General features: G+C 64.2%; 16 protein-coding genes. 8 read left to right on the top strand and 8 right to left on the bottom strand.

The genetic code is table 11. From position 1 onward, the window contains the following. The first annotated feature begins 32 nt into the window (after nt 1-32). The 3 genes from OKA05_RS07545 (at nt 33) to OKA05_RS07535 (ending at nt 2,662) form a co-directional block, all read left to right on the top strand. Nucleotides 33-947, top strand: coding sequence for a LysR family transcriptional regulator (locus OKA05_RS07545; protein WP_264486512.1), 915 nt, complete (start codon nt 33-35; stop codon nt 945-947). After that, nucleotides 937-1,866, top strand: coding sequence for a LysR family transcriptional regulator (locus OKA05_RS07540; protein WP_264486511.1), 930 nt, complete (start codon nt 937-939; stop codon nt 1,864-1,866). Before OKA05_RS07545 ends, OKA05_RS07540 begins: the two co-directional genes overlap by 11 nt. 79 nt (nt 1,867-1,945) lie before the next feature. Next, nucleotides 1,946-2,662 (top strand): hypothetical protein, encoded by a 717-nt coding sequence (locus OKA05_RS07535; RefSeq protein ID WP_264486510.1) that lies wholly within the window; start codon nt 1,946-1,948, stop codon nt 2,660-2,662. Nucleotides 2,663-2,721: 59 nt separating this feature from the next. On the opposite strand, the gene OKA05_RS07530 is transcribed toward OKA05_RS07535, so the two are convergent. Further along, nucleotides 2,722-2,910 (bottom strand): hypothetical protein, encoded by a 189-nt coding sequence (locus OKA05_RS07530; RefSeq protein ID WP_264486509.1) that lies wholly within the window; start codon nt 2,908-2,910, stop codon nt 2,722-2,724. A gap of 145 nt (nt 2,911-3,055) precedes the next feature. Here OKA05_RS07530 and OKA05_RS07525 point away from each other — a divergent pair, with 145 nt between their 5' ends. From OKA05_RS07525 to OKA05_RS07510, 4 genes are all read left to right on the top strand, one after another. Further along, nucleotides 3,056-4,075 carry a DUF3616 domain-containing protein gene (locus OKA05_RS07525; RefSeq protein WP_264486508.1) on the top strand — a complete coding sequence of 340 codons (1,020 nt, stop codon included), beginning with the start codon at nt 3,056-3,058 and terminating at the stop codon, nt 4,073-4,075. Nucleotides 4,076-4,116: 41 nt separating this feature from the next. Continuing rightward, entirely contained in the window at nt 4,117-4,575 is a 459-nt protein-coding gene (locus tag OKA05_RS07520; RefSeq protein ID WP_264486507.1) for a hypothetical protein, read from the top strand. Nucleotides 4,576-4,703: 128 nt separating this feature from the next. After that, entirely contained in the window at nt 4,704-5,372 is a 669-nt protein-coding gene (locus tag OKA05_RS07515) for a response regulator transcription factor (RefSeq protein ID WP_264486506.1), read from the top strand. After that, the gene (locus OKA05_RS07510) at nt 5,369-6,748 is read left to right on the top strand and encodes a sensor histidine kinase (RefSeq protein ID WP_264486505.1); all 1,380 of its coding nucleotides are present in this window, start codon (nt 5,369-5,371) and stop codon (nt 6,746-6,748) included. The genes OKA05_RS07515 and OKA05_RS07510 overlap by 4 nt, the downstream gene beginning before the upstream one ends. Nucleotides 6,749-6,751: 3 nt before the next feature. On the opposite strand, the gene OKA05_RS07505 is transcribed toward OKA05_RS07510, so the two are convergent. Together OKA05_RS07505 and OKA05_RS07500 are read right to left on the bottom strand one after the other, a co-directional pair. Then, a complete protein-coding gene (locus OKA05_RS07505; RefSeq protein WP_264486504.1) occupies nt 6,752-8,269 on the bottom strand; it encodes a bifunctional metallophosphatase/5'-nucleotidase in 1,518 nt (505 codons plus the stop codon). Between the two features lie 73 nt (nt 8,270-8,342). Further along, nucleotides 8,343-9,443, bottom strand: coding sequence for a metal-dependent hydrolase (locus tag OKA05_RS07500; RefSeq protein ID WP_264486503.1), 1,101 nt, complete (start codon nt 9,441-9,443; stop codon nt 8,343-8,345). A gap of 151 nt (nt 9,444-9,594) precedes the next feature. On the opposite strand from OKA05_RS07500, the gene OKA05_RS07495 reads away from it, so the two are divergent. Beyond that, nucleotides 9,595-10,692, top strand: a complete 1,098-nt coding sequence (locus OKA05_RS07495) for a pyridoxal-phosphate-dependent aminotransferase family protein (RefSeq protein WP_264486502.1) — start codon at nt 9,595-9,597, stop codon at nt 10,690-10,692. Between the two features lie 3 nt (nt 10,693-10,695). On the opposite strand, the gene OKA05_RS07490 is transcribed toward OKA05_RS07495, so the two are convergent. Genes OKA05_RS07490 through OKA05_RS07470 form a run of 5 tightly spaced genes read right to left on the bottom strand, consistent with a single transcriptional unit; the run spans nt 10,696 to nt 16,940 of the window. Then, on the bottom strand, nt 10,696-13,248 hold the full coding sequence (locus OKA05_RS07490; protein WP_264486501.1) for a polynucleotide kinase-phosphatase: 2,553 nt from the start codon (nt 13,246-13,248) through the stop codon (nt 10,696-10,698). Beyond that, on the bottom strand, nt 13,245-13,673 hold the full coding sequence (locus OKA05_RS07485) for a TA system VapC family ribonuclease toxin (RefSeq protein WP_264486500.1): 429 nt from the start codon (nt 13,671-13,673) through the stop codon (nt 13,245-13,247). The genes OKA05_RS07490 and OKA05_RS07485 overlap by 4 nt, the downstream gene beginning before the upstream one ends. After that, nucleotides 13,673-13,927, bottom strand: a complete 255-nt coding sequence (locus tag OKA05_RS07480; RefSeq protein ID WP_264486499.1) for a hypothetical protein — start codon at nt 13,925-13,927, stop codon at nt 13,673-13,675. Before OKA05_RS07480 ends, OKA05_RS07485 begins: the two co-directional genes overlap by 1 nt. Nucleotides 13,928-13,958: 31 nt before the next feature. Further along, the gene (locus OKA05_RS07475) at nt 13,959-15,356 is read right to left on the bottom strand and encodes a 3' terminal RNA ribose 2'-O-methyltransferase Hen1 (protein WP_264486498.1); all 1,398 of its coding nucleotides are present in this window, start codon (nt 15,354-15,356) and stop codon (nt 13,959-13,961) included. Between the two features lie 57 nt (nt 15,357-15,413). After that, nucleotides 15,414-16,940, bottom strand: a complete 1,527-nt coding sequence (locus OKA05_RS07470) for a family 43 glycosylhydrolase (protein ID WP_264486497.1) — start codon at nt 16,938-16,940, stop codon at nt 15,414-15,416. Between the last annotated feature and the right edge of the window lie 49 nt (nt 16,941-16,989).

The raw sequence follows: 16,989 nt of genomic DNA, 5'->3' as shown, positions 1-16,989 counted from the left end.
CTTTGTTAGCGCCGCTCCCCAGCAGCCCTCCCATGCCCACGAAGAACTCCGAGAACCCCGGCCCCGTGGAAGCGCTGCCGGAAATCACCTACCGGCAGCTCGAGGTCTTCAGCGTGACCTGCAAGGAGCGCTCGTATGCGAATGCGGCGCTGGAGCTGCACAGCACCCGGGCGAATATCAAGCGGGTCTGCCAGGAATTCGAGGCGGCGGTGGGCCGCCCGCTGTTCGAGGAAATGGCGGATCGCACGCTGGTGCCGACGCCTTTCGCGCAGGGGCTGCTCGTCCAGGTCGGGCCGCTGTCGCGCTCGCTGCGCAAGCTCGGCGAGGGCGTGCGCACCCTGCACCAGGCGGGCCGCATCCTGCGCTTCGCGGCGGGGGGCGAGTTTTTCCGCGGCGGCCTCTTCACCGACTTCCTCGCGACACTGAAGATCGCGGACATATTCCGCTCCTGCTTCGTGCGCATCGAGGTGAAGCGCTTCCGCACCGCGCTGCTGAATGCGGAGTGCGACGTGTATTTCGGCATCGGCCTCGGCTGCGCGGACCGGCTCGATTCCGTCGATCTCGGCCCGGTACCGTGGAAGATCGTGCGCCACCCGAAGGCGAAAGGCGAGCCGCCCGCCACACCCGGCGAACTCGAGAAAGACGGCTGGTGGATCGCGGACGCCGGTGAGCCGGAGGTCGCCGCATCCGTCCTGGAAGACTTCCGCAAAGCCGGTGCCCCCGGCGGCGCGGTGCTCGCCGAGGCGGAGACGGCGCGACTGCTGGCCGACCCGTCCTCACTCCCGACGGCGGGATGCCTCTTCGTCCCGGAAACGACCGCCGGCCTGGCGGATCGCGATCCGGGTCCATGGCCATCCTACCGGCTCACCGCCTGCCTGCGGCGCAATCACCCCTATGCGGAACTCAAGCCTCGCCTGATGGCGGCAGTCAACGGCCATGGACATTGACCTGAACTGCCTGCTCATCTTCCGCCACCTCGCGGACACCGGGAGCTTCACCGAGACTGGCAAGCGCTGGGGCATGTCCCAGCCGGCCGTGAGCCTGATGATCTCGAAGCTGGAGTCGGCAATCGGGCTGATTTTGTTAGAGCGCTCGCCGACCGGCACGAAATTGACCCCGGCCGGCGTCGCCTTCCTCGCCCACGCGAACGAAACCGGCGCGGCGTATCTGGATTTCATCGATGGCATGCGCCGGCTCGACCGGCGGATGGATCGCCAGGTGCTGCTGGCACTGGATGCGTCCTATTTCGGCCGCACGCTGCGAGCAGAGATCGCCATGGGCGTGCTGCCCGGAGTGAACGGCCCGGCGGTGAAATGCGGCGATGCCGGCGAGAATTGGCGCGCGGCGCTGGAGGCCACGCGCTGCGACGTGGTGGTCGCCGGGCGCTTCCTGCGGGCCGGTCTTTCGGCCGGGGTGCAGGAGGCGGTGATCCGCCACGAGCGCGGCATCACGGTGGCATGGAATCCGGATTTCTATCCCTTCGACCCTGACAATTTCAGCTTCCCCGAAGTGCTGCGCACCACCGTGCTGGTGCCCGACCGCCGGGTCGTGACCGGCTTCGGCTCCTTCCTGCTGCGCTGGTGCGATGAAGCCTACGGGATCCAGCCGGCGAACTCGATCGCTTTCTCCTCCGAGGATGAGGCAGCCGCCGCGTGCCGGGCCGGACTGGGGGTCATGCTCGCGCCGGGGAATGCGATGCCGCGCCTCGGCGATGGCGCGGACGGGCTGATCCACGTGCGGACCTTCGAGTTCCTGCTGCCGCAGGCCTTCACCGTCTCGGTGTATTGCCGGAGCGATGAGGAGTCGAAGGAAGTCCTGGGCGTGGCGGCGGCGGTCGCAAAGCTCGGGCGGAAGTTGTTCCCCTGAGCCGCCATATGGGGTCATTCGATTTTCGAAGTGCCGCCTGCTGTCGCGCGAGACCCGCGGCTGGTAGAACGCCGCCTGGATGAACATCAGGGTCATTGATCCCGGCAATACCTCCCGCCCCCCTCTCCCCAAACGTCAGGACGTCTTCGACGACCTCGATGGCGGCGAGCCCAAGGCGGCCCGCGACGATCGCTTCGATCTACTGGTTGATTTGAAGTCGATCTCGCTGGCCTACTTGCGCCGCGACACCGGCCACGCGGAACTCGCCCGGCGCGCGGATGCGGTGGAAAAGGACATCGCGGCCCTGCGCAAGCTGGCCGCCAGCACGGGGATCCCGCTGGCCCCGGCACCCCGCATGGATCTCGCCCAGGGCTTTGCCGCACTGGCGGCGCAGGCGGAGGTGAGTGGCTTCGATCCCTTCGCCAGCGGGGGCGACTTGCTGACCGGTGCGCTGGTCCTGAATTCCCTGAGCCTCGCGGTAATCCAGGCCTTCCTTTGCGAAGGCGATGCTTCCGCCTGGCGGCCGGCACTGCTGCCGATGCTCGCGGACGATGCTCGCTTCGAGGGCTGGTTGGACGGCGCGCTCGCGGCTTCCGGCACAGAAGTCGCCGAGCGTGCCGCCGAGCTGCGCGCGCTGACCTCCGGCCCCGCCGCGTGCCCCACTGCGTGCGGCCAGCGGCTGTGGAGCTTCGACCTGCTGCGCATGGCGATTTCACGCCTGCTCTGCGGCGGCCTGCGCGGCCACCGCGGAGGCTTCTTTCCGGATGGAATGAGCGGCAGCGGCAGCGCCGGTTAGGGAGCCCCGCCCCATGATGGCTGAGGGCTCCCCTGCCTTGCGGCATCTCCGGGGAGAGATCAATTTCGGCGCGGCAACCGTATCGCGAGCGCGAGGCCCGCCACGGCACCCAAGGCCAGCCACGACGGCGCGCCGGCCTGGAAAGATGCGAGCGCCTTCTCAAGGCTGCGTTGGATCAACGCGCCTTCCGTGAAGATCGCGAGGATCGCAAAGGAAATGCCGGCCGTGCAAAAGTTCCGCATCAACATGACTCCAAGGGGTTGATGGAAGACTAGGCGGGGGCACCCCGGCCGCGATCCTCCCGGCGCACGAATTCGGAATGGGGGCATCGGGTCGGCAGATTTTTTCCGCACCGTCATCTTCGGATCATGTTCGGGGGCTAGGACTGTCAGCGTGAAAGCGAACCGACCCAGACATCCCCGCGCCTTGGCGGCCTTGGCCCTCGCCGCGCTATTGCCCGCTGCCTGCGCCCAACAGGACGCCGGCACCCAGCGGCTCGAGATCCTCACCGACGAGTGGCAGCTCGCCGGCTTTGAAAACTCGCTCGATCTGAGCGGCATCGCCGCCGCGAACAAGACGCAGGTGCTGGTCGGAAGTGACGAGATGTTTCACGTCCAGCCTGGAGTGATCGAGGCCTCGAAGCACCGGATCGAATCGAAGCGCCCGATCGCCTTGCCCGTGAAATCGGCAGGCAAGAAGCAGGAAGTCGACATCGAAGGCGTCGCCTACTCGTCCGCCGATCACGCCTACTACGTGGTGGGATCGCACGGCCTCGGAAAGAAGAAGGGAGACTTTCAAGCCGACCGCCACTCGATCTATCAGGTGCCCGTCGATCCGGCCACCGGCCAAGTGAAAAAGGATGGCATCCGCCGCACGAGCCTGCTGCCGTGGCTTGAAAAGACGCCGCAGGTGAAGCCCCACCTCAAGCAGCCGCTCCAGCAGAATGGCCTGAACATCGAGGGCCTCACATGGTCGGGTGGCAAGCTGTGGTTCGGGCTCCGCGCGCCGAATCAAGATGGCCGCGGACTGGTGCTCGAACTCGCTCCCGACCAACTCTTCGGCGGCGGCAAGCCGGGCCCGATGCGTGTCCACGAGATCACCATCGCGAAGGGCCGCGGCATTCGAGAAATCGCCGCCGTGCAAGATGGCTTCATCCTGCTCACCGGCAATGCCAGTGCCGAAGCCTCCAAGAAGATCCCCATCACCGCCGCACCGGGACCGGACACCCGCTTCGAGCTCCTCTACTGGGATGGCCGCGATACCAAGGCCACAAACCTCGGGCGCTTGCCGGAAAACGGCGGCAAGGGCGAAGCACTGCTCGTGCTCGATGACGCCGCCGGCCACGTGGACCTGCTCGTCATCTTCGACGGCCTGCCGGGTGGCGAGCCACTGGGTGTCCGCATCCACCGCTGAGTTTTCCTTATCCTAACAGAACATCACAACCCCATCGAATCATGAAAACCACCATCCTGACCCTCGCGTCCCTGGCCTTGGCCGCCACCGCGCATGGCCGTGACCTTCACCTTCACCAGTGCCCCGCCGCCGTGCAGGGCACCATCGAATCGAATGCCCGCGGCGGCGTGATCGAAGAGGTCGATCTCATCTCGATCGAGGGCAGCGAAATCTACATCGCGGAAGTCGAGTTGCCCCGTGATCTGGACCTCAAGGTCTACGTCTCCGGCAATGGCACCCTGCTCAAGACCCGCGAGGACGTGCCGCTGCGCTCCATGCCCACCTTCATCCGCGATGCCGTCCGCGGACACGGTGGCACCATCGATGACGTGGAGAAGGAGACCGCCGGCGGCAAGGTCACCTGGCATGTCGAGATCGACCGCAAGGGAATCCCCGACATGGACGTGGTGCTGAATGCCGAAGGCGGCGTCATCAGCGAAATCGAGGACCACGACGACTGAAGAACCCCTTTCCCGGTGAACCTCACGCCGCCATCCCGCTCGGGGAGGGGCAGGATCGGCGGCGAGGTTCCCGGTAGAGATGCCGGAGGTGGACGAGTTCCACTTCCGGCATCATGCTTTACCCGCCCATGAGACTGCTCGTCATCGAAGATGCCGCCCGACTGCGCGACACGCTGGGCAAGGCGCTGTCCCGTATGGGCCACGCCGTGGACCTCGCCGTGGATGGCGAGGAGGGAGACATGATGGGCCGCGCTGCGAAATACGACGCGGTGGTGCTCGACCGCATGATGCCCGGCAAGGACGGCCTGGTAGTCCTGCGCGGCTGGCGGCGCGATGGCATCGACACACCGGTGCTGCTGCTCACCGCGCTCGATGGCGTGGAGGAGAAAGTCCGCGGCCTGAGCGAGGGTGCCGACGACTATCTCACGAAGCCCTTCGCCTTGGCGGAACTGGTCGCGCGCCTCGAAGCACTCGCCCGCCGCCGCTATTCCCAGCCAGACCCCAAGCTGAAGATCGGTCCGCTCGAAATCGACACCGCGGCGAAGGCGGTTAGCCGCGACGGTGAGATGATCCCCCTTACCGCCCGCGAGTTTTCCCTGCTCGAGATCCTCGCGCGCCGCCCGGGTCAGGTGCTCAACCGCGAGCAGATCGAGTCCCACCTTTACTCCGAGCTCGACGGGCCACTGAGCAATGCCGTCGACTCCGCCATTTGCTCGCTGCGCCGGAAGGTCTGCCCGCCGGGCACCCCCCCCCTCATCCACACCCGCCGCGGCCTCGGCTACGTGCTCGAAGCATGATCTCGATCCGCTGGCGTCTCACGATCCTCTTGTGCCTGGCGATCGGCACGCTCTTTATCGCCACTGGGATCGGTGTCTTCGTGGCGATGAGGGAACTACTACGTTCACAGTTTGACGAGACGCTGACGGCGAAGGCGCGTGCCCTGATCACCGCCTCGGAGATCGATGGCGGCGAGTTCGAGATCGACCTGACCGTGCAGGACTTCGCCGGCTTTGGAAAGGACGGCAACGACTACTTCGAGATCCGCCGGATGAATGGGAAGCTCTTCATGAGCTCGCCCTCGATCCTTTCGGACCAGCAGGACACCGGTGATTTCTCGGGCATCAGGAAGCCTGAGGATGACGAGCCCCGCATCCGAAAAGGCAAGTTCGCCAACGGCCGCCCCGCGCACTTCTATGTGCAGCGCTTTTATCCGAAGGACGACAAGAAGGCGCGCCACCGGGACCTCTATCTCATCGTTGCCAGCCCGACGGGGAGCATGAACCTGCCGCTTGCCCTGCTCGCCACCGTGCTCGGGGTCGCGGGTGCTGCGGCGTTGCTCCTGATGGTGCCGGTCATCCGCCTCGGTCTGGGCCGCGGCCTGAAGCCACTCGACAAGCTTGCCGCCGACGTCGGCCACATTCACCCGGAAAAACTACATCAGCGCATGGACGTGCAAAAGCTCCCCGCCGAACTCGTCCCCGTGGCCGAAAGGCTCAACGACTGGATTGGCCGTCTGGAAGCCTCCTTCGATCGTGAGCGACGCTTCAGCAGTCACGCCGCCCACGAGCTGCGCACACCCTTGGCGGAGCTGAAGAGCATGGCCGAGCTCGGTGCCATGTGGCCGGAGGAGGCGACCTCAGAGCGCTGTGCCGAGATGGTAGTCGTCGCCAACGAACTCGAGGCTCTGTTAGACAAGCTCTCGCTGCTCGCCCGCGCCGATGCCGGTCGCCAACCGGTCCAGCGCGAGCCCATCGACCTCGCCGCCACTGTCGCGACCGCGATTTCGCGTGTCGAACCAAGGGCTGCACAACGAGGACTGCGCCTGGACTCCCGCGTTTCCGAAGGACCCTTCAGCAGTGATCCGGTGCTTTGGGGAGCGATTCTCCAGAATCTGTTAGGCAATGCCGTGGCACACGCTCCGGAGGGTTCTGAAGTCATGATCGAGGCATCCCCCAACCGCCTCGCCGTCTCCAATCCCGCGCCCGGCCTCAACGAGGAGGATCTGGAGCGGCTCTTCGAGCGCTTCTGGAGGAAGGATGACGCGCGCAGCGGCTACGGGCACTCGGGACTCGGACTCTCAATCGTGAAGGCCTGCGTTGCACTCCTCGGCGGTGAATGCCGCGCGACGCTCTCGCCCAATGGCTACTTCCGCGTGGCATTGACGTGGCATTGACGCCTACTCCAGCACCTTCCGCTCCGAAAGAAAATCGATCAGCGCCGCACGGGTCGCGACCTTGGTCTCGGTGCGCTTGCTCTCCGGACGATTGAGGATTTCGCGAAGCTTGAGAAGCCGCCCGCCGCCAGACTGCCCGTCGTAGGTATTGAAGGCAATCCGGTAGCGTTTGTCGGGCTCGAGTGGCTTCCCTTGGAAAAGCAAGCCGGTGCCATCGGCCGCAGTCTCGAAAGGCCAAAGCGTCCGCTGCTTGTCGTCCTCCGATAGGATGTCCCAAAGATCCGCGGCGGTCAGATCGGCGACAAGAAGGCCGTTCTCGTAAGGCAATAGCTTCCAGCAATCCTCCACGGTCAACTCACCGGCGGGAATGCCGTCCTTCACGAAGACGCCATGGAAGACACCATCGACCGGCGCGCCGGCCTTCCTCAGCGCATCGGCGAAGGCCTCGCAGAAAAGTTGTGAAGTCCTGCTCCCCCGGGCACCGCCTTCAACGGGCGTCGCCACGGTGCACACCTTGCGCTTCATTTCAGCCTCGGCCTTTGCGAATTCGGCCTTGGAAAGTTCCATCACCTCGGGGTCGAGTTCGAAGCGCGAGTCCATCAGCACGGTGAATGCCCGCTTCTCTAACAAGCGTCGGCTTTCCATGTCGAAGGTGAGATCGATGCGTCCGCAGTGAATGCCGTAGTAGCTCGCCTGGCTGCACAGCACGCGGCCATTCATCCACGATGGCTGGTCCTGATGGCTGTGGCCGGCGAGGTAGACGTCCACGCCTTGCGTTTCGGCCAAGATCTCACGCACCGGATTGGCGAAGTCGTCCTGAAGGCGCCAGCCCATGTGCCCGAGCACGACGATGGCATCCGGTTTCTCCGCCTGGATCTCCGTGAGGCATTTCTTCAACGACTCGATAGGGTCCACTGCCGCAACCCCGCCCAGCGTGCCCGGCGTGAGCCAGTTCGGCAGGCCAGGCGTGATCAGCCCGATGAGCCCGATGCGAAAGCCGCCGACTTCGCGAACCATCCACGGGCGGACCTTCTTCCATGCGCCGCCGGCTTCAGCGGGAACCTTGCCATCGACCGTGAGATTGGCGGTGAGGACCGGCGCTTTGGAAAGATCGAGCGCGCCTTCCACGATACCGCGGCCCCAGTCGAGGTCGTGGTTGCCCAAAACCCACGCGTCATAGCCAAGGGCATCGAAGAGCCCGATCATGAGCTTACCATCGTTCTGCAAGCTGACCGGCGTGCCCTGATAGAGGTCGCCGATATCGACGAGCAGCGAGTCCGGAAGCTCTTTCCGCCAGCGGCGGATCTGGGTCGCGCAACGGGCGAAGCCGCCGAGGTCGCCGAGGCCATCGTAATTCTCCGTGGGCAGGATACGTCCGTGGAGATCGGTAGTGTGGAAGATCGAGATGGTCTTGCCGCGCCGCGACGTCTCAGCGGCTCCCAGCAGGCTCGAACCGAGTAAAGCCCCGCCGGTCGCCAAAAAGCGGCGGCGGCTGAGCGCGGTGAACACGTGATCCTGCATGCCCTGAGGGTTCACAAAACGGGCCGCGATTCAAACGCGGACTGGTGACGAGGAGTTCACTCCGCGCTCGGCTTCAGTGGCTACTCAAGTACTCCTGCAATGCCAGATACTGGCCGATCAACCGCGGATTGCCCTCCCACGCGGCATTCTCCCCGCTGATCCGGCGGCCCATGCGGCGCAGCATTTCGCCGGGATCGCGAGCCTCCCGCTGATGAGTGCGCAAGCGGTCTTTGGTGCCGTCCGGCTGATACGTCCAGGTGAAGGGAAAGCGAAACGCTACACCGCGCTCGTCCCAAGTCCGCATCTCCGCGAAGCGCAGGTCGGCCAGCCAAACGCCGTCGGCTGATTCACGGGCGATCCACCACCCTTTGGAAAACCATTTCACGATTTTCACCTCGCGGGCGTCGGCGTGCCTCGCGGCGATGTCCTCGCCCTTCGGCACCACCGTCCAGCGGATCGGCTCGCCACTGGCATCGAAGATCGAGCGGTAGCCGATCCAAATCTCACCCGGTCGATCGACCAGCGCGCGCCAGAGGAGGATGTTGAAGATCGTGGGAGCTTCCATCTTCCGCTGATAGGTGACGCCGCGCTTCGCCAGATCGGCCTCGACCGCCTGGCTCACCGAGAACTTCGCCCAAATACTAAGGATGACGTAGAACGAGCTGATCCCCAGGCACCACGCGGCCGAACGGATGCCCTTGCCCTTCTTCCACTCCTTCGGCTTCACGAACAGGCCGATGATGACCGCCACCACCAGCGGGATGGTGAACAGCGGATCGATGATGGAAATATTGTCGGTCGAAAGCCGTGGCACCGGAAGCGGATCGAGCACGCCGGTGCCGTAGACCGTGAACACGTCGATCAGCACATGCGTTCCCCACGTCAGGAAGACGAACCACGCGGCGCGCTTCGACGTGACCTTGTCCTTTTTCCAGCGCTTCGCCAACGGCTTGGCAAGCAGCCAGGTCAGCAGCCCGATGAGGATCAGCGAATGCGATATGCCGCGATGCATGACCAAACCCCATGCGGTGGGGAGGATCCAGTCGAACACGACATCCAGATCCGGCAGCGTGCCGAACAGCGCGCCCCACGCAATCGCACGCCGGCCGAGCTGGCGGCCAAGCACCAGCTCGCCAACCACCGCGCCGAGTGCTGCCTGGGTGAGCGAATCCACGGGCGGGAGCAATCGGGACGGCGGGCCACTTGCCAAGCGGGAACTTTCGCGACCGAAATTTTCCGCGCACGGCGGGCGGGTATCTGCTAGATCGGAGGGGATGGCAGGCGAGCACCTCTGCCGGACAGCTTTCCCTCAACCCCTCTCTCCCATGCACATCCCCGAACGCATCCTGATGGGCCCCGGCCCGAGCACCGTGCCGTCCCGCATCCTCCGCGCCATGGCCTCGCCGACCCTGGGCCACCTCGACCCACGCTACATCGAGATCATGGACTCGGTTTGCGTAAAGCTGCGCAAGGTCTTCGAAACCGAGAACGCGCTCACCTTCCCCGTCTCCGCCACCGGCATGGCCGGCATGGAATGCGTGGTCACGAACCTGATGGAGCCGGGCGACGAGGCGATCGTGTGCGTCAATGGAGTCTTCGGCAGCCGCATGGTCGATGTGATGGAGCGCGCCGGCGTCACCGTGCACCGGCTCGATGCGCCGTGGGGTGAAACCTTTTCGCTCGAAATACTGGCCGATGCCATCGAACGGCATCCGAAGGCGAAGGCGCTCGGCATTGTTCACGCCGAGACCTCCACCGGCGCCCACCAGCCGCTGGAAGGACTCGCGGAACTCCTTCACGAGGCCGGCATGCTGCTCATCGTCGACGCCGTCACTTCGCTCGCCGGTCATCCGCTCAAGGTCGATGATTTGGGTATCGATGCGGTTTACTCCGGCACGCAGAAATGCCTGTCTTGTCCGCCGGGACTATCGCCGGTGTCTTTCTCGCCGCGCGCGGTCGAGGTGACCGAAGCCCGCAAGACCAAGGTGCAGAGCTGGTACTTCGACGTCTCCATGCTCAAGGACTACTACAAGGGTAGTGGCAAGCGCGCCTACCATCACACCGCTCCGGTGAACATGATCTACGCCCTCCACGAGGCGCTGACGATCGTGCTGGAGGAAGGGCTGGAAGCCCGCCAGGCGCGGCACGCACGCCTTCACCGGCGGTTGCGCGCCGGGCTGGAGTCCATGGGCATCCAGTATGTGCCGGCGCGCTCGCTGCACACGCTGAACTGCATCCACATTCCCGAAGGCGCGGACGATGCGGCAGTGCGCGCCAAGCTGCTGGACGAGTACTCGATCGAAATCGGCGCAGGTCTCGGGCCTTTCGCCGGGAAAGCCTGGCGGATCGGCCTGATGGGCCACTCCGCGACCCAGGCGAATGTCGATCTTGTGCTCGCAGCGCTGGTGGATTGCCTGGAATGACGATCAGAGCCGCGGATCCACCGGCTCGCTCTCCATTGCCAGCACCGCAAGGACACACTCGTGCACCTCGCGCAGTGGACGGCGCGCCGTGAAACGATCTAGGGCTTCGAGGCCTAGCACGAACTCGCGTTCAGCCATTGACCGCTTGTGCCCGAGACCCCGCTGCCTGAGACGGCTCAAGTGTTCCGGGGCATCATATTCCGGACCGTAGATGATTCTCAGATACTCACGGCCGCGGCATTTCACCGCCGGCTGCACGAGCCCGCGCGAACCCCTAGTCACGAAGTCGCGCGGCTTTACCACCATCCCCTCGCCGCCGCTTTCTGTGAGCGTCTCCCACCATAGGATGGCCTCTGCAACCGCCGCGTCGTCCGCCAGATCCAGTTCGCGCCAGCGGGTGGACGGAAAGAGCGCCGGATCGGCGGCTTGGAGTCGCTCCGCCATGGCCATGTGCCACAGGTGATCGCGGTGGTGGAATGCGCCACTTTCGGCAGCGAGGAAATGGAACGGCGCCAGCTTGAGATCTTCCAAGCTCACGACGTCCCAGCAATAGTGCCGGTAAGCGCGACGATAGCGATCGAGCATCCCTGCACGGGCTTGGCTCCGCTCGAACATCGGGGTGAGCATCGACTTCGCTTCCGCTTCGAGGTGATCGCCAGCGATCGCCTTCTCCAGCACGGACGAAAGCATGGCGGCGTGGGCCTCTCCCGCAGCGGCGACAGCAGCATACTGCGATTGGATGAGTTCGCGCGCCTTCACCGACCACGGCATCAGCTCGCAGTCGAGGCACAGCCAGTCGGTCGTCAATTCATCCCACAAGCCGGCGTTCTCCAGCGCACCCGCCAATCGATCGAGCAACGCTCGCTCCAGAGCCGCGTCGTTGAAGAACGGTCGTCCGGTCCGGGTGTAGATCACGCCGCGTTTCTCCTGCCGCAGGCCGAAGCGTGAGATGGCGACCGAGGGATCACGGCAGACCACCGCCACGGCGCGGGAGCCCATGTGCTTTTCCTCACAGACCACGGAGGTGACACCTTGCTGGATGTAGTAGTGAAAGGCTTCCTCCGGACGCTCCAGCCAACCTTCGCGATCACTGGTGCCGCACGGCGACATCGTCGGCGGCAGATAGATCAGCCAGCGCGGATCCACGGCGAAGCGGCTCATCACTTCCAGCGCGGCGAGCACGTTCTCTTCCCGCACCGTCACGTTCGGTCGCAGGGTGGTATGGAGCTGGCGCTTGCCGCGCAAGTCATCCAGATCGAGCACCTGGTCGTGCGCGAGTTGGGCATCGGCCGTATCGGAAAACAGCGGTCGCACCGATTCCGCGTAAGTCCTGAGGGCAGGCACCGAGACCGTTTCCATCGCGGGGTAACGCAATGCCGTGAGCGCACCACCAAAACAGCAACCGGTATCGATATTCACGGTGTGGTTCAGCCAGCGCGGCTCGGCAAAAGGCGTGTGGCCATAAACAACCAGCGCCTTGCCCCGATAGTCGCGCGCCCAGTCAAGCCGCTCGGGCAGGCCGTATTCATCGCGCTCGCCGGTCGTGTCGCCATAGAGGCAGAACTCGCGCACCTTGCCGGAGCCGCGGCCCTGCATGCTTTCCTTCAAGCCCGCATGGGCGACCACCAGCTTGCCATCGTCGAAGACGAAGTGGCTCACCAGGCTGTCGAGGAACGCGATCAGGTCGCGGCGATCGATGGGATCGGCTTCGAGCTGGGCAATGGTCTCGGCCAAGCCGTGAGTCGGCTGAACCTTCTTTCCATTCAGCCAGCGCAGGAACTTCATGTCGTGGTTCCCCGGCACACAGATCGCCGTGCCGGCATTCACCGAGGCCATCACCAGCCGCAGGACATTCGGCGAGTCCGGCCCGCGGTCCACCAGGTCGCCCACGAACACCAGCCGCCGTCCTTCCGGATGACGGGCGACATGATGCTCCACGGTATAGCCGAGCTGCTCGAGCAAAGTACGAAGCTCATCGTAGCAGCCATGCACGTCACCCACGATGTCGAAGGGACCGTGATCGTGCTTGCGGTTGTTCCACAGCGGTTCGCGCACGATCGCTTCCACGGCATCGACTTCCTCCGGACTGCGGAAGTTGACCACGTTTCGGAATCCTTCGGTCTTCAGCCCGCGCAAGCCGCGCCGGAGTTGGCCGAACTGGCGCTTGATCACCTGCGGACCGAAATCGCGATCCGGCCGCTGCGCATTCCGCTCGTGGCAGATTTTCTCGTCGATGCGGAAGACAATGGCCGCCGGCAGCGCGTGATATTCGCGGGCAATGGCCACCAGCCGAGCCCGGTCCTCAGGATTAAGATTGGTGGCATCCACCACCGTGAGCCTTCCAAGCGCCAGCCGCTGGCGCAGGATGAAATAGAGCAGCTCGAAAGCCTGCGGAGTGACGGACTGGTCATTGTCGTCATCCGAAACCATCCCGCGGCAGACGTCCGACGACACCACCTCGGTCGGCTTGAAATGCTTCCGCGCAAACGTGGACTTCCCCGACCCGGATGGACCGACGAGGAGGACAAGGGAAAGCTCGGGAATGCGGAGTGTCATCGAGGAATCACGATCAGCGAGGACTTGCCGCCTTGCACGAGCTGCGCCGGAATCCGGTGATCCAAGGTCACGAACTGAGCCGAGTGGTGGACCGCGAGGGCCAGCAGGTAAAGGTCGGTCAGTTGTGAGACACCGCTGCCGGACAATGAAATGGAACGATCCAGCAGGGAAACGGAGTCGGGAAGAAACCGGTGGTCGCTCCGGTTCCTGAGAATGGCCAGATCCTTCGCCGCCCCCTCAGGCGACCCCGGACCGCCCGGATACGATGGATGCCCGTAGATGCGGAGGAAGCCATTTTCGGTGAGCGGGCAGGAGGCAATTTCAAGCTGTTTTTGTCTCCGCAGCCATGCGCCTGCGCGTGCATGAAACTGGTGCCCCGGGTCCGCCCGCGCGATCAGCACGCTGATGTCCAGCAAGGCGATCATCAAACTCCTTCCTGTTCGCGGAGCTGACGTATGAAATCTTCAGTGACGACCACCCCGGAATCTGGCCGACGCTTCAACACCGGCCAGCCATCCTGATCGATGGTGAAGTGGTCTTCTTGTTTCGGAGCCGCTACCGGTCGCAGCTCCTTCTCAAGGGCTCGTGTAAAGAGTTCCTTGAGCGTAATCCGGCGCCTTGCTGCGGTGGCTTTCGCCTCGGTCAGCAGTTCGTCGGGAAGTTCCAGGGTGGTCTTCATATGGGTGACCATATGGTTTTATGGGCCAAAGTCAATTTCCCTGAACGAACACCGCCATCTGGCTCGGAGGCCCATGTTCCACATGTTCCTCGCCCAACGGCTCGAAGCTCACCGCGTAGCCATGCTCTGCAGCGACACGTTCCGCCCATTCGCGGAACTCCGCACGCGTCCACTCGAAGCGGTGGTCGCCGTGGCGCAACGCTCCCGGCTTCATGCCTTCAAAGAGCACGTTGTACTCGCGATTCGGAGTCGTGACGAAAACGGTGCGCGGCGCGGCATCCGCGAACACGACTTCCTCAAGCGATTCCAACCGATCTGGGTCGAGGTGTTCGATCACTTCCACCAAAGCCGCCACATCGTGACCGCGCAGCCGCGAATCCCGATAGATCAGCGAGCCGAGGAAAAGTTCCAGCCGGCCTTCCCGTCGCGATGGCGGCATGCGATCGAGGCGCTCAAGGGCAATCTCCAGCGCGCGGCTGGAAACGTCCATGCCAAGGACTTTCGGAATCCCGGTGCCTTTCAGCAGCCGGCCTAACAGCCGGCCTTCGCCACATCCCAAGTCGATGACCGATTTCGGATCGAGCGCGGTGATCGCCTCTGCGACACGGTCGAGGCGAATGTCGTGTAGCGAGATCTTCCGCTCGACGGCCGGCTCGGTGCCGGTGTCCGCCGCTTCCTCGTTCTCGTCGTCCTCCTCCTCGGGCTCCGGCGCGAGCCGTTCGAGCGCCTCGCGCGTCAGGCGATTCTGGTATTTCAGGTAGCGGCGGACGATCCACTCGCGCTCGGGATGGCCGGCGAGCCATCCCTCGCCCTTCTCGAGCAGCTTGTCGATCTCCTCACGGCCGACCCAGTAGTGCTTGTCGCGATCCAGCGCTGGAATGAGCACGAAGAGGTGCTTCAGCAACACGTGCAACGGCATCGTGGCTCTCAAAGTCAGCTCGTGATAACGACTCTCGCCCCATTCCGGAAATGCGAGCTCCAGCGGCAAGCGCCGGCTTTCCACCGCATAGCCGAGCGGCGCGAACAGCTTCTCTAACATTCCTTCCGGCGCTTGCACGACCGGCAGCCGGGCTTCGAGATCGAGCGGCTTTTCCACCAGCTCCGGCCGCTTGGTGCAGCGGCCATTGAGCGCCGTGCCGAAGACCCGCGAGATCGCCACGGAAAGGAACGACGACGCAGCGTAAGGCCGGTCGTTCACATACTGTCCTAGCGCCCAGCCACCCTGACGCGCGCCCTCCGAACGAACCAAGCCGACTGGGTCCACCTCCACCGCGAGCACGGCGGTGCAAGCCTCCGCCGAGGCCTCCGGATAAAAGACCGTGGCCTGCCCGAACGCCAGCTCGACCCCGTGGCAGCGCGCCGGATGCTTGTGCAGCAAGTGGCCGAGCTCGGTGGCGGCGGGAGTTCGATTGGTCAGGTGGAGCTGCACGTGTCCACGATCTATCCGGCGAGCAGGCCCTGATGGCAAGTTCCCCGTTTCAACTCATCAACGCGCGCCCGAAGGCAGCGGCTGCGGCGACGAGGTCGGGCCGTGGATCTGCAGGATGTCCGGGCCACCGGCTGGATCAGAGACAAAGCGCACGCGATCGATCGAAAGCGCGCGCGGTTCGGTTTTCTCCAGCGTGTTGTGCCGGTGATAGACGATGAAGGTTTCCTTCCCGTCCGGTGACTTGACGAAGCAGTGGTGCGCCGTGCCGTGGGCGTAGGCAGTCGATTTCATCACCGGGTTGGAGCCAAACTTCTTCCACGGGCCGAGCGGGTTGTCGGAGGTCGCGTAGCCTACAGCATACTCTGGGTTCTCGAAATGGCTGCCGGAGTAGGTGAGGTAGTAGGTGCCCTTATGCTTCAGGATCTCCGGGCCTTCGGTGACCGGCCACTGGTGCCTTTCCCACGCTTGGTCGGGTTTCACCATGAGCTTCAGCGTGGTCGGATCGACGCTCGTCATGTCGTTGTTGAGCTTGCCGCCCCAGATCTCGTTCCCGTCGCCGAAGGAGACGTAGTAGAAGTAGCGCAGCCCATCGTCGTCGGTGAAGACGTGGCCATCGATCTTGATGCTGACCGGATCGATCGGCTGCTGCTTCTCCTGGCGGAAGGGACCCGTCGGCGACTTCGCAGTGGCCACGCACATCCGCTCGTCCGCGGCGTAGTAGAGGAAGAACGTGCCGTCCTTCTCGACGATGTCCGGTGCCCAGAAGCGCGAATCTCCCCAGCTGTCTTCATTCTTCAGCGCGAAGCCCTCGTCTTTCCAATTGACCAGGTTTTCAGAGGTGTAAAGCCGGATGCCACGGGGCATGCGTGGGAAGTCCGGGGTGTAAGTCGTATAAGCGTAGTACTTGCCGCCGTGGCGCAGCACCACCGGATCGGCACAACCGGCCTGGACCGGATTGGTGTAGCCGTTAGTGATCGGAGCAGGACGATAGGCCGCAATCTTGAGATTGCGGAACGACGCGTCTCCATCGAGGGCGCGCAAGGCGATGCTTCCCTTCGTAAACGCAGCATCGATGCCATCGAAGACCGGCCAAGTCACATCGGTAATCGGCTCGGCATCGACAAAGATCTTCGTGTTGTTCCCTGCAACCCTCAGACGCAGGTGATACCATTGCTTCGCTTTCACTTCGAACGGACGCGCCGCGATCGAGCGCCACTTCGGATCGGTGGCGCCCCACATCACCAGATTCTGACCGGCCCGGATTCCCGCGTAGTAACCACGGAAGGCATCGACCCCTTCGGCAACATCGGACGCACGGAACACCACGCCCGCTTGGGCACCATCGACTTCCGGGCGAAGTTCGACATCGAGTTGAAAGTCGCCCGCCACCAGCCCGTCGATCGCCACTTTCGGCCCGGCGCCTCCCTTGACGTGAAGCTCGCCATTGGCAGCAGTCCATTCGCCGCCATGGGTCTGCCAGGGGGTGGCGGGAAAGCTGGAGAAGTCAGCCTTGAAGGGCAGTGCCGGCGCGGCCCTGAGGAGGCCGGAGATGGCGACAAGCGAAACGGCAAAACGGACAAGCATGGAGCAAACCTGTTTCATATTTGAACCGGGCGCAAGACGAGGTGGCGTA

Source organism: Luteolibacter arcticus, from assembly GCF_025950235.1.
GTDB classification, from domain to species: Bacteria; Verrucomicrobiota; Verrucomicrobiia; order Verrucomicrobiales; family Akkermansiaceae; genus Haloferula; species Haloferula arctica.
Note: the sequence above shows the minus strand (reverse complement) of the source record. Positions and strands in the feature narration are given on the sequence as shown.